Source organism: Lysinibacillus sp. VIII_CA, assembly GCF_049943995.1.
In the GTDB taxonomy this organism is placed as follows: Bacteria; Bacillota; Bacilli; order Bacillales_A; family Planococcaceae; genus Lysinibacillus; species Lysinibacillus pinottii.
The window spans coordinates 1-18918 of the sequence record NZ_JBNFXM010000031.1 but is presented as its reverse complement, the minus strand read 5'-3'; the positions used below and the strand labels follow the sequence as shown (position 1 = coordinate 18918).

Here is an 18918-nt window from a genome sequence, read left to right as displayed (position 1 = left end):
ATGATACTGCACAAATAAAGCGGTATATAGCTATGGAGGATTTACATGCATACCTATTACAAATGGATCATTTTACTGGTGGCTACGCTTTCGCAAACGGCTTCAACCTTTGTCACATACGGGATGGGGCCCGTCGCCGCCTTTTATCAAATGGAATGGCACTTAACGTCATTCCAAACAGGATTAATTGTTTCTGCCGTGAATATTGGACCGATTTTCTCGATGCTTTTCTTTGGCTATCTCATGGATAAAAAAGGAGAAAAACGGCTGATTGGATGGGGCTCTATTTTACTGGGCCTCTGTACGTTCCTCTTAATTCCTGTGAATCATTATACGACATTGCTAGTCGTATTAATAGTTGTTGGTTTTTGGTACGGTAGTGCCCAAACAGGAGGTAGTACAGCCATCGTAAAATGGTTTCCTAACGAGCATCGAGGTTTAGCGATTGGAATTCGCCAAACGGGAATTCCCATCGGAGGGGCTCTCGCTTCCTTCATACTTACCTATTTATATCATCACATCCATCTGACAGCTGTGCATGGGGCACAAGGTTTCGTAGCAATCGGTGGCGGTTTATTATTTTTATTGATGTATCAGGAGCCAAAACAGCATAAATCTTCTGTAGCAACACCGATACCGTTTAAAGAAAAGATGAAGGCTATTAAAGACAATCGAGCACTCTATCCCATTTTTTTTGTGGGCATTGTGATGATGTCCTTACAGATGATCCTCATCGCCCATTTGATGAGTTATTTACATCAGGAGGGTGGCTATTCATTAACAGCAGCAGGAAAGTATTTGAGTTTGGTCTTGCTTGGAGGAATGGTAGGAAGAATTGCTCTTGCTTGGCTGAGTGACCGATACTTTGCTCAGAAGCGCGAGCACTTACTAATCATCGTTATGCTTGCCACATTTGTAATGGTCGCTTGTATGCCTGTTGTTTTACATGCTAAGAGCTTAATGATTTTATTTTGCTGTGTAATGGGCTTTTTCGCCCTTGGCTGGTATTCCTTATATATAGCGAGTGTAACGGAGCAGTCCGATCCTCAATCTGTGGGGCTTACTGTGAGTGCCGCTTTAACGATCAATCAATTCTTTATTGTTTTGGCTCCGTCTATCTACGGTTTACTCGTTTCCATATTTTCAAGTCATCAGATGGCATTGGATATAGTAGCTATGATGGTTATTGTGGGAGCGTTTTATTTATCGAGAACAACCAATAGTAGCCTCTCATCACAAGGTTCGGTAAAATAATGGAAAAATAGGAAATGGATGTGTTGCGGATGGGTAGCTCAATTTGGATTCATGCAGCAGTAGAAAATGTATGGCAAGCAGTAACCGAGGAGCAATACCTCTCTCAATGGTATGCGCCAGGCTCTACTTGGAACATCCCTAAACTAGCTGCAGGAGAAAAGATGATCTTTACTTTAATGCCTAATGACCATAATCAGCTAGCCGATCCATTGCCAATGCAGTTAACGATTCAGCAGGTCAAAAAACAGGAGATTTTTTCATTTTACTTGGAAGTTCCAGAAACGGTCATCGCGATATCGTTAGCAGTAAAGGACAATGGCACAACAGTTAGCTTCAATATGCAGGGCTATGATGCGCCTCTTGCTAATCTAAAAGCATTGCTAGAGGGTGGTGATTTTCCGCACTTATCGTAACGACTACGTCTCAGGTCTTAGATGAATTTCAAGCGCAAGGTCGTATTTTATATGTTCCACTCCTATATAATGAAATTATTGGTAGAATATATAGCGGGAGGAAATTAAATTGAAGAAATTAGTTGGGTTAGGTGTCGTATTGGGCACATCAGTTTTCGTCTTATCAGGGTGCTTTTCGTTTTTGCCGAGCAAAATGCAAGAAGAAACCATTTTAGTAGAAAAGGATAAAGCCAAGACATTAGAGGTAGCTATTGATTTAGGTGTCGGCGAAATGAATCTAACTGGTGGCGCCAAGGAGTGGGTTGAGGGCAAAGCGGACTATAATATTAAGAAGCTAGCCCCTCAAGTTAATTATGATGTAAGTGGCGATACAGGGGAAGTAGAAATAAAACATAAAGGCTCGACGAAGCTAGGCATCTCCAATATTAAAAATACTTGGGACATCCAATTAAATGACGATATCCCGATGGATTTGACGGTAGAAACTGGGGCTTCCTTAGCCAATCTTGATTTACAGGGACTGCAGCTAGAAAAACTAGATATTGAAGCGGGTGTCGGTGATCTCACTGTCAATTTAGGTGGCGATTGGAAAAAAAGCTTTAATGCAAGTATTGAAACTGGGGTAGGTCAAACGACAGTCATTGTCCCTTCAAAGGTTGGTGTCAAATTAACAACAGAAAAGGGCATAGGTTCATCCAATATTGAGGGTCTCATTTCGAAGGGCAAAGGTGTCTATGTCAATGAAGCATATGATAAGGCGGATGTTGTACTGGAAATCAAATCAGAAATAGGCTTAGGAGATATTACGTTTAAATTAGATAAATAAAGAAAATGCAGTAGACTACTAGTAAAGCGGTAGTCTACTTTTGTATGTTATAAGATGATGCTAAGCATTGAACAGGAAGCATTTGAACTTGAGAAAGGTAAATGTATGATACTGCACAATCTGACGCTTACATTCTTTGAATTGGGTGCTTGTTTTATGTTAGTTTTAAGGAAGCAATTGTTTTGAAGGAGCGAGTCGATTGAAAACCTATACATATAAACAGCCAATGGAAATTGATTCTACAGAGGTGGTATCGATTTTAAATGAATCAGGAGAGACATCATCAACGGTTCAACGTGTTTATTCTAATGCTCTAAAAAAAGCATTTGATAAGACGATGGACTTCCGTTATTTTGTACGTTTTGACGTCCAAGATCATACTGGTCAGCCACTATTTAGTTGTAAAAAGGTATCTCGACGTGGTCGTGTACATTTCCGAGGCAAGGATTTTGTGACGGGGAAGGACTATATGATTGCCTATGACGGTTGGCAAATAATGATTCCTGATTTAGTTATTACAGATGGAGAGCAGCAAATTAAGCTCAGTAAAGAAATGGAAGACTGGTCGATCTTTACATGGAATGAGGAGCCGATCGCACGTTGGCAAGCGACTTTCTGCGAAACCCATTTTGACATTACACTTCAAATTGAAGATAACAGTCCTATTCAGCATGAAGCCTTTTTTATTGCCATTGGACAGGCTGTATTATTTGTGGGAGCCTAACATTATGCTTATTCGGCATGATAAAATAGGGCACGCCAAGATTAGTGGCATATGTCATTCCATTATGCTATAAATACAACAAGAAGGTAGCCTTAAAGAGGCTACCTTCTATTATGATGAACGTGAAGAAAGGTTCTGATGTTGTGCTTACTATTTTACCGGCTAAAGAAATATACTTGAAAGGAAATGAACACGCGGTATTACTTTTACATTCCTTCACAAGCCATACAAGAGATATGAAGAAAGTGGCGACGAAGCTACACGAAAAGGGCTATACATGTTATGTACCTCTATACAGAGGACACGGCCAGAAGCCAGAACTGTTAGTACAGTACGAAGTTGAGGACTGGTGGCAGGATGTGTTGAAAGCGCACCAATTTTTGCTGGATGAAGGCTATCAAACAATTTCCGTTATCGGCTTATCCATCGGTGGTGTATTTACATTGAAACTTGCACAATTAAAAAAGCTACAGCAAATCATTGTCTTATCGGTACCGATTAATAAGGAGCCAGCACAACTAAAACAAAGAATCATTGACTATGCTTATAATTATAAACATATCGAGGGTAAATCAGCGTCTCAAGTTACAGATGAGATGAAGCCGTTTAGTGATATGCCATTGGACGCGATGATTGCATTTCAGCATTTTATTATAGAAACGATGCAGCAGCTTGAGAAAATCACGATTCCAATTGCTATTTTCTACGGCAAAAGAGACGAGGACTTATACGCGTATAGTGCTGACACAATCTATCAGCGTGTTCATTCTGCTAGGAAACACAAAAGGGGCTTTGAAAACTCCAAGCATTTAATGACTTTTGGTCGTGAGCAGGATAAAATCCTTCAGGAAATCATGAGTTTTTTATAGTGAAGAGCTTACTGGTAGGGAGATTGACGACCAATAGTAAATTATGTTATCATTATCTCGAATTAGAGATAAATTAATTCGAGATATATAAATTCGTAACATATCTCAAGACAAACACAAGAATGTTTTCGCGATTTGACAAGCCCTAATTTAAAAATTGAAGAAAGATTAACACCAATTGAATAATAAACATTTTAGATGTAGGTCTAGCTGTATATATCGCTAAAGAAAAATATACTATTTGATGGATTATTAGACCATCATTTGGGGTAATGAAAAAAGAAAAATGAGGGGTGTGTTAGGTATGGGTTACCGTGAGTATAGAGGAGAAGAGATAACGGTTTTTTTCGATAAAGACATGTGTCAGCATGCAGCTGAATGTGTAAAGGGCTTGCCAGAGGTGTTTAATGTTAAAGCAAAGCCTTGGATCGCACCGGATCAAGCAGCTGTCAAAAATGTAGTAGAAGTTATCAATCGATGTCCAAGTGGCGCATTAAAATATAAAAGATAAAAGGAGCATCATACCATGGAAATTAAACAAGGTCACCAATCATTTTATATCGGAAACGAGGATAATAGTGAAGCAGAGGTGCATTTTGTACGTGTAGGAGATAGTCGAATCATTCTCGACCATACACATGTAGCCGAACATCTAAGGGGCCAAAATGTTGGACAGCAATTGGTCAAAGCAGCTGTTGAATATGCGAAAAAAGAAAAACTACAAGTTATCCCATTATGTCCGTTCGCAAAAGCAGAGTTCGAAAAGCATCCAGAATATCAAGAACTAGTAGGCTAAATCAAATCGTCGCACCCCAAAACTTAGGGGTGCGTTTTTATTTTTCTCTTTCCAACTTAATTTTTTCAAGTTCCACTTCGAGCTCCTTTAGCTTGATGATGGACTCTTGCTTAATCTGATAAACCTTAATTAAACTAACAATCCCCATTAATAAAATAAACATCAGCATTAAAAATTGAAGATTTGACAAATCCTCACCTCACTTTTATTTCAATTATACACAATAAATGCAATAATTTCCTGTTACGCTAAATGATGAGTAATACAAAAACAAGAAACCAATTTAGTTTTCGATAATTATTTTACTAATTAATAGTAGGACTGCTAAAAATACTCTTTTCTTCTCACGAAACAAAGTAAGTATGCTGGGAGGAGTATGACTATTCGAAATAGAAGGTCTATAGAGTGACAAACATGAAGGAGTGATTGGATGCGATTAACGAAAGGAATTACCGGCTTTGATGCCGACCATTTAATCGAACAGGATATGCGCATGTTTCAATCGATGGTATATCATTTAGCAACAAGTGAACAGCGAGCGAAAGTACGACATTTTATCGATCAATCGCATTTTGTCTATATGCAAGCAGTAGTGGAATTAGATGGAAAGACGCTGACCATTCTTCACCATCGGTGGATGCCATATATTGCTTTTGCAAATTCGGATAAAGAACTTAGCTTTACCTTTTTATCGAGGCCTCAGCTTCACAAATATTTTCCTATGCGAAAATGTTTGGAAGCGGTAACGCTGAATACTTTACTGGAAAAGGACCGAGCCTTGCATAGTTTATCTCCTATGGAATGGAAGAACATTGCCTATTTTAAAAGTCAAACTATTGGAGATGTAATGTTTCATGCTTGGGATTGATTAGGACAAATTACTCATGTCGAAAGATGCTATAAAATACACAAAAAAGACTAAGTTATTTCTGGAAATATAGCAAAAATTCCTAAAGTCACCAATCTTTCTGTTAAAATGGTAGATTACTTTTTATGGAATAGATTCGGAAAATAAGGAGTTTTTGCACATGTCATTCAAAACAATTAGTAGAAGAATTGTTTTTTCCTTTAGCATTGTCATTACAATAATGGCGTTATATATCGTGTACAATTATTTTGCCATTCAGCAAAGTAACAATGCGACAGAACAAATGGTTTCGCAAGAATTACAATTATTGACTATAGATTACGAGCAAGCGCAAACCATTGATTTAAGAATAGCTGCGGCTAGAGGCTATGTATTGTCTGGCAATGAAAAGTATAAAACTATTTTTCAAGATAATGTAGCGCGCGCGGCGAGTAATGAAAAACAGCGATTAGCCTTAACAAGCTCTGAAGATTTCAGCAAACTTGCAGAAATGGCGAAGGAATGGAATCGCTATATTGAACAACAAGTATTTGCTATTTATGACCAGGGCAACGCAAAGCTCGCTATCCAAAACATGACGAAAATGGATGCAACAGCAACGACCATTCGTGAAGGCTATGAAGATCTAGCCAAACAACGCAAGCAAGCTATTAATGAGGTAGGAGCCGACGTGATGGTTGCCGGCCAAAATAAGCAGCTAATTGGCATCGTCGTAGGTATACTCATCTTTGTCATTGCAATTATTGTTGAGTTACTGAGTGCTCGTGGTATATCAAGACCCATTATTACATTGACGGAGCGGCTGCAACAAATGACGAATGGCGATTTAAGCGGTCCCCCATTAAAGATTCAATCAAAAGATGAAGTGGGCCAACTCATGGCAGCAACCAATACGATGGCGGATATATTAAATCGCTTATTACAGCATATTCAAACGGTATCAAATGATGTAGCTACCCAGAGTGAGGAGCTATTGCAATCTACAACTGAAGTAAAGACAGGCACCGAGCAAATCGTCAATACGATGACAGAAATTGCAGGTGGAACGGAAGAGCTGGCCAGTCATACGACAGCTATTGCTACCTCCATGAACGATTTTGCTGGAAAAGTAACTGCCGTTCATCAAAGCAATAAAGACGTCCAGCACTATTCTCAGGATGTCAAAGCTTTAGCAAAAGAAGGACGTGACTTAATGTCCTCCTCTACGAAGCAGATGGGAGCAATTCAACGTATTGTGAAGGATGCGGTAGACCAGGTTGATGGATTAAGCAAGCAAACACAAGAAATCTCTAAGCTTGTCACTGTCATTCAATCCATTGCCTCACAAACGAATTTACTAGCATTGAATGCAGCGATTGAAGCAGCCCGAGCGGGAGAACAAGGAAAAGGGTTTGCTGTAGTTGCCGATGAGGTACGAAAGTTGGCTGAGCAAGTGTCATTTTCTGTAGGAGATATAACGAATATTGTGCGAAACATTCAGGATGATTCCAATAGAGTGACCGCTTCTCTTGAACAAGGCTATGGCGAAGTAGAGAAAGGGACAATGCAAATTACGACTACTAATGCAACGTTTCATCATATTGCTGACGCAATAGAGGCCATTGCTACAAATATTGAACAAACGTCCTCCGAGCTAGATGATGTCGTTCACAATACTGACACGATTAATAAATCCGTAGACGAAATGGCTGCTATTTCTGAACAGTCAGCGGCAGGCATACAGGAAACAACAGCCACCATCGAACAGGCCGCTAGCTCTATGGAGGAAATTAAACATAGTTCCGAGTATTTAGCAGAGATGGCCGAGCAATTAAATAGTCTAATACGACGATTTAAACTGTAACGATATGTCCCTTAATTTCAAACTTCCATCACATTTACGCTGTATACTAATGTATTGGAAGGTGGAATCATTTTGAGAAAATATTTACTTTTATTACTAATGAGTACTTTATTCATGGCACCTGCTGCCTACGCCCATACGATGGATAAAAGTACACTATTTACGGATGTCCCTGAAACAACCTCAACTATTCAGGACATTATGGTGTTACATAGTATCGGGCTCCTTGGGTATAATGGCAAAGATATGGCCTTAAACCCAACTGACAACTTATCACGCAAAGATTTTGCAAGCTGGGTAGGTGGCTTCTTTGGACTTGAAGGAGCAACAGTGGATGAATTAGCACAAGCAGCACAAAAAGAAGAATACATTTCTTCCTTGGAGGGCGACCTTACATACAAGGAAATAAATACAGCACTTTTTCATCATAAACTCGAATTAGAGAACCCTGATGCAACAATGACGAAGGAGGAGTATATTTCCTTCTTAACGGAACACCTAGATGATGACATGGGCGGACATACGCTTCTTCAAATGGGTGGTTTTGCTGAAGGTCCAACTGGCACTATTGAAGATATCGTGTCAGGTGATGAAACTGGCATCATCATCAACGGTAAAACATATATGCTGTCAGGCCACCCTCGCATTTTTGCCGATTCAACGGATGCTAAAAGCTGGGTAGGTCAACAGCTAGAGCGTTCTATTTTTACAACAGCTGGCGATCACCATCATGGACATGGCGGCGATCAAGAAGGACAGGGTAATCATGAAGAAGGTCATGGAGATAGTCATGATGCCCAAACTTCGAATGCAGCCACACTTCAATATGTGCAAATCAGCTCTGCTCAGGTAGCTGAAGATGATACAAAAGAAGTACAAACATCCAATGCCACACCAAGAGAAAAGCAGCAAACTGATGAGACAACATCCTCTAACACAAGCACTGTGTGGGTCATTGCCATCCTAGTAGTGCTGGCAGCTATCTTCGCCTTTGTTTTTGTGAAAAGAAAAAAATAATGGAAAGTAATAAGAACCAACAAGGATGCCCATTCTTTGTTGGTTTTTTCGATTTCATTTCAGGTATGGAAGCGTGCTGATGTGCCATTCCCTAGCATAAACCGTCATACAATCTTCAATCATCATAAGTGAATCCACGTATATTCCAGTAATTTTACACAAAATTGAATAACTACAAGCCTGTTCGGTATATAAATAGGGTACGATCATTTTTAGGCTGAGGAGTGTGTAAATGGCAACACTTGTAGTAAAGAGAAGTATTATGCATCGGTACCAAAGCATTGGGCAGGCAATTGAAGAGGCTATGCCTGGGGATATGATAGAAATTCGAGATGGTATTTATGAGGAAAGCTTGGATATTTCCAAGCGGCTGACATTGTATGGAGTTGGCAATGTTACAATTAAAGGTGGTGTTTTTATTCGCTACCAGACCCATGTAGATATGCGCAATTTACGTTTTCGTCAAGGACAGGGGCTCTATGTGAAAGGAGATCTTCAGTTAGAAAATTGTATTATAGAGGAGCAATTGATTCGCACACAGATTATGGTCAGCTATGGTAGTTTACTGATGAAAAATTGTGCTGTGCTTGCTACATCGCTCAATCATTTTGGTCTGCGTGTTGCTAATGGTTCCAGTGTTATTCTCGTTGATACAACACTTGAGCATCATGTGAAAGCTCAAATTATTGCACAAAATTGTGAAATGACATTAAGCAATTGTCTGCTACTCGAAGGGAAAAAACATGGTATTTTTGCGATTCGCCATGTGAAGATGGTAATGGAGGATTGTGAAGTTCATGGTCATGAAAAGGAGCAAATTGTAGCGGCGTCTAGTGAGCTGGCAATCACCAATTGCCTTATTCACCAAGGACAGGGGGTTGGTATACAGCTTTTTGATGATACGATTTTACGTATGGATGGCTGTGAGATTAAGAATCATCATGACACGAATATGATTGTCCACCGTAGTGAGGTAATGGTATCTGATTCTATATTTTCAGATGGCCAAGGACTCGGGCTGTACCTGGGAGAAAAAACTGAAGCTCAATTCTACGATTGTCAGTTTAACCGTCATGTAAAAGCACAAATGCTGATAGAGAATAGCAAGGCAGAGTTTCGCAAATGCCATGTACGTAATGGAATGGCTGTTGGTATGACCATCGTAGATGAAGCTGATGTTTCGATGACCGAATGTCAAATCCAAAACCATCAGCAATTTCATATCATTGTGGATGCAAGTGGGCTACAGCTCCATCAAACGACTATTCAATTTGGGCAATCAGGTGGTATTTATGGCAATGAGCATGCCAAAATTATGCTTCACCATACAAACATTCGAGAGCTGGAAAAGCAACATGTATATTTGAACAATGCCCGTTTGTTTACACAGCATTGTACGTTTGAACAAATGCAAAATAACGGGATTACGTGTATTGACGCCATTTTTGAAGTAGCCAATAGCCATTTCAAAGACTGCCAGGATAGCACGTATGCGATGATATGGTCTGATCGTTCAATGGGACGTATTGAACATTGCAAAGTAGGCGAAGCAGCACGCCCATTTTTAGCTCTGTCCAATCGATCTTTATTAGAAATACGTGATACAGATTTAAGTGCAGTGAAGGCTCCAGCGGTGGTACAGGAAAACAGTCAGTTATATGTGCAAAAGCATGTTCAGACAACAACTTGGCATCGAGACACAGCTTCAAGAGTATCACAAATAGAGATGGTTCAAACAAATGAAGAGAACCATATAAAAATGCTGAAACATGATATTAAAAAAATAATTTAATAACCGATTATACAACTAAGACAAGTAGTTTCAATTTTGAAATTACTTTTTTTATGGCAGGCATCAGAAGGTTTCAACTTTATATTTATGGGTAAAGTAATATGTTTGGGTCAAAAACGATGAGATAAATAGGCAGCGAAAACTCTATAATTCGACAAACTGACTGATTATTTTTATAATGGTATAGACAACTTCTTTTCAATTACTGCAATTTTCCAAAAAAATAAGAAGTAAAATGGTATATTTTCTTGTAAATGTTATTTTTGGAATAATAAAGTTTGGAATTGATGTAAAAAAAATAGTAAGAAATTTTAGATAATAGATTGATTAGTTTCGGTGAATTAGCCTATAATTAGTAAAAATGGTTCATATATAAGATGATTATATGTTATTTGTGAAGTGTGTGTAATTTGTTTAAAATAATAATAAAAAGGAGTGGGGGTGATAAGAGATGTTTGGGCTGACAAAAGAGGAAATTCTTTTAAAGTTAGAGGAAATTGAATTAGCAGAGAAGCATAAAAGTGCGATTGCTGATATCTTACAACTAAACAATATGCGCATAGAACAACAGCTTGCATTACTGATCCATTTAATAATCGATGAGCGCGAACGTAATATTTCTAACCATACATATTTAAATTAACCATATATATAGATGCAAAAATCACAAGTGCAGGATTCGAAGCACTTGTGATTTTTTTATCACATTTTTTATAATTTTTTTGTAAAACAAATGATTCGATTCGCTTCCGTAAACCCGAGCTGTAAATGTACTTGTAAACTTTCGGTATTGTCCCATTCACAATCACTTGCAAATTCTGAGCATCCCATATGCTTGGCCCATTGTTCACAATGTGCTACAAGCTGTCTAGCATAGCCTTGCTGTCGATAGTTATCCATGACGAATAATCCTTCTAAATAGCCGACTGGACTAGAGTCCGTACCCTCTACATAATCTGTTCTCAGCTGACACTGGGCAAAGCCAATCGCCTTGTCATGGTCGTAGGCTAAGAAAATAGCTGCATTGTCATCCTTCAATAAATGTGTCATGCTTTCAGTAAATTCCTCTACTGTATGATTAGGCCACAGCAATAAAGCTAATGTCGCAGCTGCCAGGGCATCCTGTTGCTCTGCTTGTTGAATCATTCAAAGTTCCTCCATCCTATTCATTCCGAAAACGAAACAAAAATCTTTTTTGTACGTACAAACTAGTAAGAGTTTCTGTCGTTGATGTGCTTTCTATCATTATATACAGGGTATACATGTAAAAAAAGGATAAAATCCACATCGATTTTGATGAGAGGGGAACCGATATGTCATTATTACAATCGTTAATTGAACAGGCAAAAAATCCAAAAGGATGGATGGGTTCATGGATGCTACGTATCATGAATATCACTCATCGTGGCATGAATAGTTGGTTTATCCGGCAAGGTGCCATCAATGATGGGGACCGTGTGTTAGATATTGGCTGTGGCGGAGGGAAAACACTCGGAATTTTATCGAAATTGAATCCCAATGGTATAATTTATGGGATTGATATTTCTGCACAGGCAGTAAAGGAATCCATCAAAATGAATGAAGCGAATGTCGCAAGTGGCAGCATCATTGTTAAGGAGGCAAGTGTGTCTCAAATTCCATATGAGGACCAATTCTTTGATGCAATTACAGCTTTTCAAACCCATTATTTTTGGCCATCATTGGAGCACGATGTTGGGGAAGTATGGAGGGTATTAAAAAATGGAGGAAAATTTATTGTCATTGCGGAGCTCTACAAAATGAATTACCATATGGAAGCATTCCAAACACCAGCAGCTATGAAGGATTTATTGAAAAAAACCGGTTTCCAAACGGTATATATAAGTGAAAAGACAAGTAAAGGATGGCTATGTATTACGGCCATAAAATAATACATAAGCATAGGAGGTTTTTCGATGAAAAGATGTTCGTGGGTCAAGCTAGATCAGCCGTTGTATGTAGATTATCATGACAAAGAATGGGGAGTACCCGTCTATGATGATCAGCATTTATTCGAAATGCTTTGTTTGGAGGGGGCACAGGCAGGACTTAGCTGGTGGACCATTTTACAAAAGCGAGAGGGCTATCGAGAGGCATTTGATCAATTCGAGGCTAAAAAAATTATCCTTTATTCAGAGGACAAGCTTTTGGCATTACAGCAAGACACACGTATTGTGCGCAATAAATTAAAAATCGCTAGCGTTGTGACGAATGCTAAAGCTTTTCTACAAATACAAGAAAAATATGGCTCGTTTTCTGAATATATTTGGGGATTTGTCGATCACCAACCAATTGTAAATGAATGGCCATCTATGGCAGAGGTACCAGTGACAACAGATCGTAGTGATCGGATGAGTAAGCAATTGAAGAAGGACGGCTTTAAATTTGTAGGAAGTACTATTTGTTATTCATTTATGCAGGCAGTTGGTATGGTCAATGATCATATAACGGATTGCTGCTGTCGACAACAGGAGCTTGCGCATGAGCATTAAACATATCCAATCTCAGCTAGCCAAGCAAGCGACCATATTCCAGACGGGTGGCTTCCGTCCAACCCATGAGCTTTTAGAAAGTTGGATTGGCTATGTGGGATGGTCTTTACTAGAGGAGGATCGACCCTCCAATTTTCAACCGCTTGCTACATTATTTTTGAAAGATTTGCCCTATGTTCCTCCTGCTTTACAGCCATTTCAATTGGTAACGCTATTTGTCCATGAGAATATTTTCGAACATCTCATGGAGGATGATTTGAGCAACTTTTTTAAAATAAGAGCCTACACCACTTTAGAAAACCTAGTACAGCGGGAATGGCAGCATGAGCGTATTCGAGCCTTTCCTCTGCAGGCAGAGTTTATTCACAATGATTATCCAGTATGGGATGGCGGGGGTATTCCTGCACAAATTGAAGAGGACATACTAAGATTGGAGCATGAAAAGGGTCTCAATTATTTTGACGATATCCTCGAAGATCTGTATCCGCAACACAAAATTGGTGGCTACCCGACCTTTTGTCAAAGTGGTTATGATTTTGGAGAAGACACACCTTTTGTCTTCCAGATTGCCTCAGATGCCAAGGCACAACTGAATATTGTGGATAATGGCAATTTTTATTTCTTTTATAATCCAAACGAACAGACATGGCGCGTCTATTGTGATTTTTATTAACATTCTTTAAGGCTTAGCCCAAAAATGTATTGTGATAGCAATCATGTATTGAATGAAAAATAAGCCTAGATACGCGCCTGACATTAGAAAAATAGGATTTAAGAAAACAGCGTGAATCGTTGTCATAAAGACCACATCCTCACGAATAATCTGCGCTATAGAAGTAGCGGCAATATAGCCAAAAAGAATAGCTGATACGACACCTAACGCATTGAAAACAAGGCGCATTTTATCACTTTTTTGCTGAAGATAGACCATGAGAGCAGGTATGACAATGATAGTAACCATTATGAAGACGTTCATCCACACACATCCTTTTTTCTCAGGATGCCCTTGTTAGCTGGTACATAAACCAAAGATATAGAGGAGGGGAATAAGGTGAGATGGCAAGATGGGGAGATGAAAAAAATAAAGAAGGTGAAGAAAATGGAGCATAAAACAGTCGTCAAGAATGGCATAGGCTTTGGTTCTGTTTTGGCGATTACGATTTCATGGAGTGTCCATCATTCCATCATATGGGCAATCATCCATGGATGCTTTAGCTGGCTCTACGTCCTCTATTATGCATTTACTCGCTAAACTTTAAAGCATACCTATCAGCTAAGTATTTGTTTATTCCAAAAGTTTTTGGGGTACAAACAAAGTAACGTTCATAAATATTGACTAACAAGCATAAATAACAAAGTGCTCTTTTTCAAGAGAACAAACTTCAGTATGAACGTAGAAGAAAGGTTGATAGCATGACACATCAAGTAACGGCATTAAGTAATGTGAATGGAAAAGCTACGGGAGTGGAAGGTATTTTACAAAATGTAGCATTTATTTTATCGACGTTTACGGTCTCTTGCCCGCAACGGGAATGGAGCATTCGGTCAGATATTCGTAAACTCTTCCAACGTATGAAAAAAATGAACACCAAACGTTTGATTGAGTGTATCCAGCGTTTTGAGCCAAGAGTAGTCGTAGTGGAAGTGGATTATTTGGGCGATGTTTATCGAGGAAAACTTGAGCCCATTGTGAAAGTAATTATTAATGAATAAGCCTATAAATTCTGCCAGGATTCAACCTGGCAGAAGATCAAATAAATAGTCCGTTTACATATATTAGAAAATATCAATTCCAGAATTCTTTAAGCAATTGTGCTTCTTCGTATTAGAATAATTTGTTGGCAATCTATGATAATCGGAGAAGCTCCTACATCTGCTACTTCTAAGAATGTAGCACAGCACGTTTTAGGATCTAGGCTAATGAAAAAGACATCAGCTAAGCTAAAACCACCTGCTAACACGACGTCTACAAGTGTGCCAATAGGCAGACATTCTAATTGATGGCAAATACAGCCTTTACATTCGTTTTTCTCACAGCAATCTTTCTCAGGGCATTTTTCTTCCTTGTGTTCGCATTTACACGTATGCTTACATTTTTTCTCACAGCACTTTTTTGCTTCGTCTTTTTGTTGACCCCAATTCATATAATGATTAAATCTACAATCTTGCATCTTTTAATCTCCTTTATGGTTAATTTTTAGTATTGGTCGCGCAACCCTTACACATCTAATCTATGAAAAATTAAATAGAGTTCTTGGTAATTTGCCCTTGGAATAGAAAAATGGAAACTTTGTCGTACATAACTAACCGTTTTTAGGGGGGAATACTAGATTTCTGCCTGTTAATATAAAGGTGAAAGGGAGCGAGTGTATGAAGAGAATACTACAAGGTTTCTTTTTACTGATGTTCGCTATAGTAGTGATATCATGGCTGATTGTAGAAAAACAGCCTTCACCAATAGCCGTAAGTTTCTCTCCTTCTCCGACCTATGCGGAAGAGTTTAGTGAAAAATTACAAGAGACTAATTTTACACAAAAGATTATACAAGCAGTACGAAAGGCAGGTTATTCACCAGATAGTACAGTAGGCTATTTGGTAGATTCCCCTAACCATCAAATCATCACCATCCAATTACACGATGGTAATGAAATAGAAAAAAGCACAGAAAGTGAGATTCAAACGATTATCCATGAGCTGGCCAAAGAAGAGAATATGGGAGCATTTATAGTGAATGTTCAGCTATTAGAAACAAAATAAGGAAAGCGGGAGACACATATTGCATGTGTCTCTTTTGCATAGAAGGGGCATGTTATAATGGAATGAAGAGGTGAAGGTCTATGAAAATATTAGTTTTGGGTGCAACTGGACGTGTAGGAAGACAAATTGTTGAGTTCGCGTTAAAAGATCAACACGAAGTAACGACATTTGTCCGTGATCCCCATAAATTACAGATGGACAATAAGAAATTACATATCTTTCAGGGAAATGTCTTAAATAAGAACGATCTCGAACAGGCTATGGTGAATGTGGATGTAGTAGTAAGTGCATTAAATACAGATGGGAATGATACTTTATCTACTAGTATTTCGCTCATACTTGAGGTTATGGAGCAACAAAAGATAAAGAGAATTATTACGATTGGCACTGCGGGTATTTTACAAAGTCGAGTGTCGCCAACAATTCTTCGTTATCAATCAACGGAATCCAAACGAAAATCTACGTTTGCTGCTAAGGAGCATCAGTACGTTTTTGAACAATTACACGTTTCCAATGTCGATTGGACGATTGTTTGTCCAACCTATTTACCAGATGGATCATTTACAGGAACCTATCGAGTGGAGCGTAATTTTTTACCTGAAGGCGGTAGTGAAATATCAGTAGCCGATACAGCCTACTTTGCCTACCAACAAATCTTTAGTAAGGAATTCGTTAAAACGCGAGTAGGGCTCGCCTATTAAAAGGAGGGTAAAAAATGAGAATCATTCACATGCTCATTGGCCTGCTCATTACATGTATTGGGCTTGCTCTGCTAAATACAACGATGGATGCTGCCATTCGAAATATGATGGTAAAAGTATATGGTATCCTTCTTCTGTCTATTGGGGTGTTTTATCTAAAAAAAATTGCGAAAATGGGGAAGTAATAGCTTTGTTAAGTAATGGATTCCTTCAATGGACAGGGTTTTAATAGGAATAGCGGATACTTATGCTTATAGGGTGAGAAAGTAAATGGATATTTTCCTTTTTATTGAAGGTTTGCTATACTTTATGTCGAATATATATCATTAAAGAGGTGATTGTATGGGCAAAGAGATATCAAACCACTATCAATATCCTGAACACCTAACCAATCAAGATGGAAACGAAAAGACAGAGCTATATGTCATAAAGATAACAAAGGAACAAGTGGATAGGTTGATAGAGGATATCGATCAAACTTTAAGGGCGTCTACCTGACGTCTTTTTTTATTATGGGTTTGCATCATTAATAGTAAAGCTTAGTCCTGCCCCGAAGTAATCAATTCAGGAAAAAGTTCCCTCATTTATTGGTGAATCAAAACGTGCAGTTATTAGCTTTACTTTATAAAAAGTTATAAAATGGTAAAATATTAAATATTACATCAGAACGTTTAAAATGAAAAGAGCTAGAAGGGGCTATTTCATGCTGGATAATTATTTGATTAAGGATTTTACCCTATAGTTCTTTCGTACAGATAAAAAAATAAAATCAGTAAGATTGAAAATGCATCATCGCTACGCCATTTCATAGCTGCCTGTATAAAGCAGTTTTTTCTAAAAAAACTATAGGAATTTAAATACAAACAAATATTTTATCGGATTATGAAAGGAGCTGAGCTGTTTTATGATTTATAAATTGGATAAAAGAGACTACTACAAAATAAAAAGGTTACTACAAACACCTGATCAGAAGAATGATTTAACATTAAATTCCATAATTAATGGTATGAACAGAGGGACAATTTATGTAGACAATCTGCAAGAACCCAATACAGCACTAATAGATGTAACAGGAATAAGCAGTATTTTTATTGGGAATGCGACTAATCAACAGTTTATTGATTCTTTACGAGATTTTCTTGATAATGAATTAAAAATGGATACTTATGAATCGTGTGGTGGAACCTGGTTTATTGCAGTCATAAAAGATGAGATATGGGAACAAGTAGTAGAAAATGTTATTGCTGATAAAGAATACGAACCAGATTATGAGTTGTATTATCAATTCAATCCTAAGGCTTTCGTTGCCTTAAAAGAGCAATACAAACCTTTACCGGATAATTATCTAATAAAAAAAATTGATACCGAAGTCATTAAGAACGACCCAGATGGAATTCTTTCTGACGTATTAGAAGAGGTTTGGTATTCAATTGAAGACTTTAATACTCATGGACTGGGATATTGTATCCTAAGGGATAATAAAATAGTAAGTGCATGTTTTTCTTGCTGTGTACACGAGAATAAGCATGAAATTAGTGTTGAAACATACGACGAGAAACACATGAATAAAGGATTAGCAACTTTAGTATGTTCAGCATATTTAGATGATTGTATAAAAAATGGACTAGTACCCCAATGGTCAACGATGGAAACAAACCTTGAATCTAAACGTTTAGCAAAAAAATTGGGCTTTGAATTTGAGTCAAAACTAAAAACATTGGAGTTTGAATGGAAATGATTATGAGATACTCTTTAAAAGTATATAATATTAAAAATTTAGAAAATTATTTTTCTGCTGTAACTTTGAAAAAACTATCCTATAATCAGCAACATGATCACGTTTATTTCATTGGAATGGATTGCAGTCACCAATACTCAAATAAATAAAATCTGTTTGTAATGTATGTATTTTTCCTCTGCACAATTTCTTCTTATTTATAGTTTATAGTATAAATCGTCAGCGTTTTACAAAGTAGAAAGAATGAAGAAATTAGAGGTGAATAAAATGAAATTAAAAGCTTTTGCTGTAACTTTACTTACTACGGTTGTCCTAGGTGCTTGCAATGGAGAGAGTACTAATGACGATAATCCTAGAAAAGAAGTGGAGATGCAAAATATTAAGGAGTTGGTGAATGAATATAGCGGGGACAAAACTAAAGACGAATCTGCTTCAATCACATCAAACCAGCTGATTGTAACTGATAAAGAAGGAATTGAGTCAGCATATGCTTTGCCAGAAGACGAATTTTTTGTTTCTGTAGCTCCTTACATAAATGAAACTCACCCTTGTACTAACCATAGCTTGACGGGGTGCCAAGGAGAACTGGCTAATAAGGATATAGCTGTCTATATTGAAGACTCAAAAGGTAATGTGCTAGTGGACGAAACCATGAAAACTCTAGCAAATGGATTTATTGATTTATGGCTACCTCGTGACCAAACGTATAACATAAAAATGGAGCACAAAGGCAAAACGGTAACAAATTCTTTATAAATTGTTACAAATTAAATAATGTTTGTAATGTTATATAGAAAGCCGTGCGTGTCG

General features: G+C 37.9%; 27 protein-coding genes. 23 read left to right on the top strand and 4 right to left on the bottom strand.

Annotation, left to right across the window (positions count from 1 at the left end):
* Nucleotides 1-45 precede the first annotated feature (45 nt).
* The 7 genes from ACP3VS_RS23115 to ACP3VS_RS23085 all read left to right on the top strand — a co-directional run bounded on the left by ACP3VS_RS23115 (nucleotide 46) and on the right by ACP3VS_RS23085 (nucleotide 4882).
* On the top strand, nucleotides 46-1254 hold the full coding sequence (locus ACP3VS_RS23115; protein ID WP_036215746.1) for an MFS transporter: 1209 nt from the start codon (nucleotides 46-48) through the stop codon (nucleotides 1252-1254).
* Nucleotides 1255-1283: 29 nt separating this feature from the next.
* A complete protein-coding gene (locus ACP3VS_RS23110) occupies nucleotides 1284-1667 on the top strand; it encodes an SRPBCC domain-containing protein (protein ID WP_012294103.1) in 384 nt (127 codons plus the stop codon).
* Nucleotides 1668-1776: 109 nt separating this feature from the next.
* Nucleotides 1777-2493, top strand: a complete 717-nt coding sequence (locus ACP3VS_RS23105; protein ID WP_036161404.1) for a toast rack family protein — start codon at nucleotides 1777-1779, stop codon at nucleotides 2491-2493.
* Nucleotides 2494-2692: 199 nt separating this feature from the next.
* On the top strand, nucleotides 2693-3217 hold the full coding sequence (locus ACP3VS_RS23100) for a tubby C-terminal domain-like protein (protein WP_036161405.1): 525 nt from the start codon (nucleotides 2693-2695) through the stop codon (nucleotides 3215-3217).
* Nucleotides 3218-3330: 113 nt separating this feature from the next.
* On the top strand, nucleotides 3331-4086 hold the full coding sequence (locus ACP3VS_RS23095; RefSeq protein WP_426390124.1) for an alpha/beta hydrolase: 756 nt from the start codon (nucleotides 3331-3333) through the stop codon (nucleotides 4084-4086).
* Between the two features lie 304 nt (nucleotides 4087-4390).
* A complete protein-coding gene (locus tag ACP3VS_RS23090; protein ID WP_343225176.1) occupies nucleotides 4391-4597 on the top strand; it encodes a (4Fe-4S)-binding protein in 207 nt (68 codons plus the stop codon).
* Between the two features lie 15 nt (nucleotides 4598-4612).
* The gene (locus ACP3VS_RS23085; RefSeq protein WP_012294109.1) at nucleotides 4613-4882 is read left to right on the top strand and encodes a GNAT family N-acetyltransferase; all 270 of its coding nucleotides are present in this window, start codon (nucleotides 4613-4615) and stop codon (nucleotides 4880-4882) included.
* A gap of 37 nt (nucleotides 4883-4919) precedes the next feature.
* Here the strand turns inward: ACP3VS_RS23085 and ACP3VS_RS23080 are convergent, their stop codons facing one another.
* A complete protein-coding gene (locus tag ACP3VS_RS23080) occupies nucleotides 4920-5072 on the bottom strand; it encodes a hypothetical protein (protein ID WP_155273022.1) in 153 nt (50 codons plus the stop codon).
* A 240-nt stretch (nucleotides 5073-5312) separates the two neighbouring features.
* On the opposite strand from ACP3VS_RS23080, the gene ACP3VS_RS23075 reads away from it, so the two are divergent.
* From ACP3VS_RS23075 to ACP3VS_RS23055, 5 genes are all read left to right on the top strand, one after another.
* Nucleotides 5313-5750 (top strand): hypothetical protein, encoded by a 438-nt coding sequence (locus ACP3VS_RS23075; RefSeq protein WP_426390121.1) that lies wholly within the window; start codon nucleotides 5313-5315, stop codon nucleotides 5748-5750.
* Nucleotides 5751-5910: 160 nt separating this feature from the next.
* Nucleotides 5911-7593, top strand: coding sequence for a methyl-accepting chemotaxis protein (locus tag ACP3VS_RS23070; protein WP_426390119.1), 1683 nt, complete (start codon nucleotides 5911-5913; stop codon nucleotides 7591-7593).
* Nucleotides 7594-7665: 72 nt separating this feature from the next.
* The gene (locus tag ACP3VS_RS23065) at nucleotides 7666-8610 is read left to right on the top strand and encodes a hypothetical protein (protein WP_426390117.1); all 945 of its coding nucleotides are present in this window, start codon (nucleotides 7666-7668) and stop codon (nucleotides 8608-8610) included.
* Nucleotides 8611-8842: 232 nt separating this feature from the next.
* Entirely contained in the window at nucleotides 8843-10402 is a 1560-nt protein-coding gene (locus tag ACP3VS_RS23060; RefSeq protein ID WP_426390116.1) for a right-handed parallel beta-helix repeat-containing protein, read from the top strand.
* A gap of 451 nt (nucleotides 10403-10853) precedes the next feature.
* Nucleotides 10854-11045, top strand: a complete 192-nt coding sequence (locus ACP3VS_RS23055) for a hypothetical protein (protein WP_012294117.1) — start codon at nucleotides 10854-10856, stop codon at nucleotides 11043-11045.
* Nucleotides 11046-11113: 68 nt separating this feature from the next.
* On the opposite strand, the gene aac(6') is transcribed toward ACP3VS_RS23055, so the two are convergent.
* A complete protein-coding gene (aac(6'), locus tag ACP3VS_RS23050) occupies nucleotides 11114-11548 on the bottom strand; it encodes an aminoglycoside 6'-N-acetyltransferase (protein WP_012294118.1) in 435 nt (144 codons plus the stop codon).
* Between the two features lie 167 nt (nucleotides 11549-11715).
* Between aac(6') and ACP3VS_RS23045 the strand changes: the two genes are divergently transcribed.
* Genes ACP3VS_RS23045 through ACP3VS_RS23035 form a run of 3 tightly spaced genes read left to right on the top strand, consistent with a single transcriptional unit; the run spans nucleotide 11716 to nucleotide 13585 of the window.
* Complete coding sequence (locus ACP3VS_RS23045; RefSeq protein ID WP_012294119.1) at nucleotides 11716-12312, top strand: class I SAM-dependent methyltransferase; 597 nt, start codon at nucleotides 11716-11718, stop codon at nucleotides 12310-12312.
* A gap of 24 nt (nucleotides 12313-12336) precedes the next feature.
* A complete protein-coding gene (locus ACP3VS_RS23040) occupies nucleotides 12337-12912 on the top strand; it encodes a DNA-3-methyladenine glycosylase I (RefSeq protein ID WP_031419900.1) in 576 nt (191 codons plus the stop codon).
* Entirely contained in the window at nucleotides 12902-13585 is a 684-nt protein-coding gene (locus ACP3VS_RS23035) for a DUF1963 domain-containing protein (RefSeq protein WP_426390113.1), read from the top strand. Before ACP3VS_RS23040 ends, ACP3VS_RS23035 begins: the two co-directional genes overlap by 11 nt.
* Nucleotides 13586-13591: 6 nt before the next feature.
* Here ACP3VS_RS23035 and ACP3VS_RS23030 read toward each other — a convergent pair whose 3' ends face one another.
* Nucleotides 13592-13888 (bottom strand): hypothetical protein, encoded by a 297-nt coding sequence (locus ACP3VS_RS23030; RefSeq protein ID WP_031419903.1) that lies wholly within the window; start codon nucleotides 13886-13888, stop codon nucleotides 13592-13594.
* Between the two features lie 75 nt (nucleotides 13889-13963).
* Here ACP3VS_RS23030 and ACP3VS_RS23025 point away from each other — a divergent pair, with 75 nt between their 5' ends.
* Entirely contained in the window at nucleotides 13964-14164 is a 201-nt protein-coding gene (locus ACP3VS_RS23025) for a hypothetical protein (RefSeq protein ID WP_012294123.1), read from the top strand.
* Nucleotides 14165-14325: 161 nt separating this feature from the next.
* Nucleotides 14326-14625, top strand: coding sequence for a hypothetical protein (locus ACP3VS_RS23020; RefSeq protein WP_012294124.1), 300 nt, complete (start codon nucleotides 14326-14328; stop codon nucleotides 14623-14625).
* A gap of 89 nt (nucleotides 14626-14714) precedes the next feature.
* Here ACP3VS_RS23020 and ACP3VS_RS23015 read toward each other — a convergent pair whose 3' ends face one another.
* The gene (locus ACP3VS_RS23015) at nucleotides 14715-15083 is read right to left on the bottom strand and encodes a hypothetical protein (protein ID WP_031419906.1); all 369 of its coding nucleotides are present in this window, start codon (nucleotides 15081-15083) and stop codon (nucleotides 14715-14717) included.
* 199 nt (nucleotides 15084-15282) lie between these two features.
* Between ACP3VS_RS23015 and ACP3VS_RS23010 the strand changes: the two genes are divergently transcribed.
* The 6 genes from ACP3VS_RS23010 (at nucleotide 15283) to ACP3VS_RS22985 (ending at nucleotide 18864) form a co-directional block, all read left to right on the top strand.
* Nucleotides 15283-15669, top strand: a complete 387-nt coding sequence (locus ACP3VS_RS23010) for a hypothetical protein (RefSeq protein ID WP_281486540.1) — start codon at nucleotides 15283-15285, stop codon at nucleotides 15667-15669.
* Nucleotides 15670-15749: 80 nt separating this feature from the next.
* Nucleotides 15750-16370, top strand: coding sequence for an NAD(P)-dependent oxidoreductase (locus ACP3VS_RS23005; RefSeq protein WP_036166231.1), 621 nt, complete (start codon nucleotides 15750-15752; stop codon nucleotides 16368-16370).
* 14 nt (nucleotides 16371-16384) lie between these two features.
* Nucleotides 16385-16555 (top strand): hypothetical protein, encoded by a 171-nt coding sequence (locus ACP3VS_RS23000; RefSeq protein WP_171821086.1) that lies wholly within the window; start codon nucleotides 16385-16387, stop codon nucleotides 16553-16555.
* Nucleotides 16556-16712: 157 nt separating this feature from the next.
* A complete protein-coding gene (locus ACP3VS_RS22995; RefSeq protein ID WP_012294129.1) occupies nucleotides 16713-16868 on the top strand; it encodes a hypothetical protein in 156 nt (51 codons plus the stop codon).
* Nucleotides 16869-17274: 406 nt separating this feature from the next.
* Nucleotides 17275-18108: a GNAT family N-acetyltransferase gene (locus ACP3VS_RS22990; protein WP_036215788.1), complete on the top strand. Its 834-nt coding sequence runs from the start codon at nucleotides 17275-17277 to the stop codon at nucleotides 18106-18108.
* Between the two features lie 267 nt (nucleotides 18109-18375).
* Nucleotides 18376-18864: a CueP family metal-binding protein gene (locus tag ACP3VS_RS22985; RefSeq protein ID WP_196243867.1), complete on the top strand. Its 489-nt coding sequence runs from the start codon at nucleotides 18376-18378 to the stop codon at nucleotides 18862-18864.
* The last annotated feature ends 54 nt before the right edge of the window (nucleotides 18865-18918 follow it).

Bases quoted from the DNA above. Each gene is read 5' to 3' on its own strand.
- ACP3VS_RS23115 (WP_036215746.1), top strand. From the start codon at position 46: ATGCATACCTATTACAAATGGATCATTTTACTGGTGGCTACGCTTTCG.
- ACP3VS_RS23110 (WP_012294103.1), top strand. From the start codon at position 1,284: ATGGGTAGCTCAATTTGGATTCATGCAGCAGTAGAAAATGTATGGCAA.
- ACP3VS_RS23095 (WP_426390124.1), top strand. From the start codon at position 3,331: ATGATGAACGTGAAGAAAGGTTCTGATGTTGTGCTTACTATTTTACCG.
- ACP3VS_RS23090 (WP_343225176.1), top strand. From the start codon at position 4,391: ATGGGTTACCGTGAGTATAGAGGAGAAGAGATAACGGTTTTTTTCGAT.
- ACP3VS_RS23085 (WP_012294109.1), top strand. From the start codon at position 4,613: ATGGAAATTAAACAAGGTCACCAATCATTTTATATCGGAAACGAGGAT.
- ACP3VS_RS23075 (WP_426390121.1), top strand. From the start codon at position 5,313: ATGCGATTAACGAAAGGAATTACCGGCTTTGATGCCGACCATTTAATC.
- ACP3VS_RS23070 (WP_426390119.1), top strand. From the start codon at position 5,911: ATGTCATTCAAAACAATTAGTAGAAGAATTGTTTTTTCCTTTAGCATT.
- ACP3VS_RS23060 (WP_426390116.1), top strand. From the start codon at position 8,843: ATGGCAACACTTGTAGTAAAGAGAAGTATTATGCATCGGTACCAAAGC.
- ACP3VS_RS23055 (WP_012294117.1), top strand. From the start codon at position 10,854: ATGTTTGGGCTGACAAAAGAGGAAATTCTTTTAAAGTTAGAGGAAATT.
- ACP3VS_RS23045 (WP_012294119.1), top strand. From the start codon at position 11,716: ATGTCATTATTACAATCGTTAATTGAACAGGCAAAAAATCCAAAAGGA.
- ACP3VS_RS23040 (WP_031419900.1), top strand. From the start codon at position 12,337: ATGAAAAGATGTTCGTGGGTCAAGCTAGATCAGCCGTTGTATGTAGAT.
- ACP3VS_RS23035 (WP_426390113.1), top strand. From the start codon at position 12,902: ATGAGCATTAAACATATCCAATCTCAGCTAGCCAAGCAAGCGACCATA.
- ACP3VS_RS23030 (WP_031419903.1), bottom strand. From the start codon at position 13,888: ATGAACGTCTTCATAATGGTTACTATCATTGTCATACCTGCTCTCATG.
- ACP3VS_RS23020 (WP_012294124.1), top strand. From the start codon at position 14,326: ATGACACATCAAGTAACGGCATTAAGTAATGTGAATGGAAAAGCTACG.
- ACP3VS_RS23015 (WP_031419906.1), bottom strand. From the start codon at position 15,083: ATGCAAGATTGTAGATTTAATCATTATATGAATTGGGGTCAACAAAAA.
- ACP3VS_RS23010 (WP_281486540.1), top strand. From the start codon at position 15,283: ATGAAGAGAATACTACAAGGTTTCTTTTTACTGATGTTCGCTATAGTA.
- ACP3VS_RS23005 (WP_036166231.1), top strand. From the start codon at position 15,750: ATGAAAATATTAGTTTTGGGTGCAACTGGACGTGTAGGAAGACAAATT.
- ACP3VS_RS23000 (WP_171821086.1), top strand. From the start codon at position 16,385: ATGAGAATCATTCACATGCTCATTGGCCTGCTCATTACATGTATTGGG.
- ACP3VS_RS22995 (WP_012294129.1), top strand. From the start codon at position 16,713: ATGGGCAAAGAGATATCAAACCACTATCAATATCCTGAACACCTAACC.
- ACP3VS_RS22990 (WP_036215788.1), top strand. From the start codon at position 17,275: ATGATTTATAAATTGGATAAAAGAGACTACTACAAAATAAAAAGGTTA.
- ACP3VS_RS22985 (WP_196243867.1), top strand. From the start codon at position 18,376: ATGAAATTAAAAGCTTTTGCTGTAACTTTACTTACTACGGTTGTCCTA.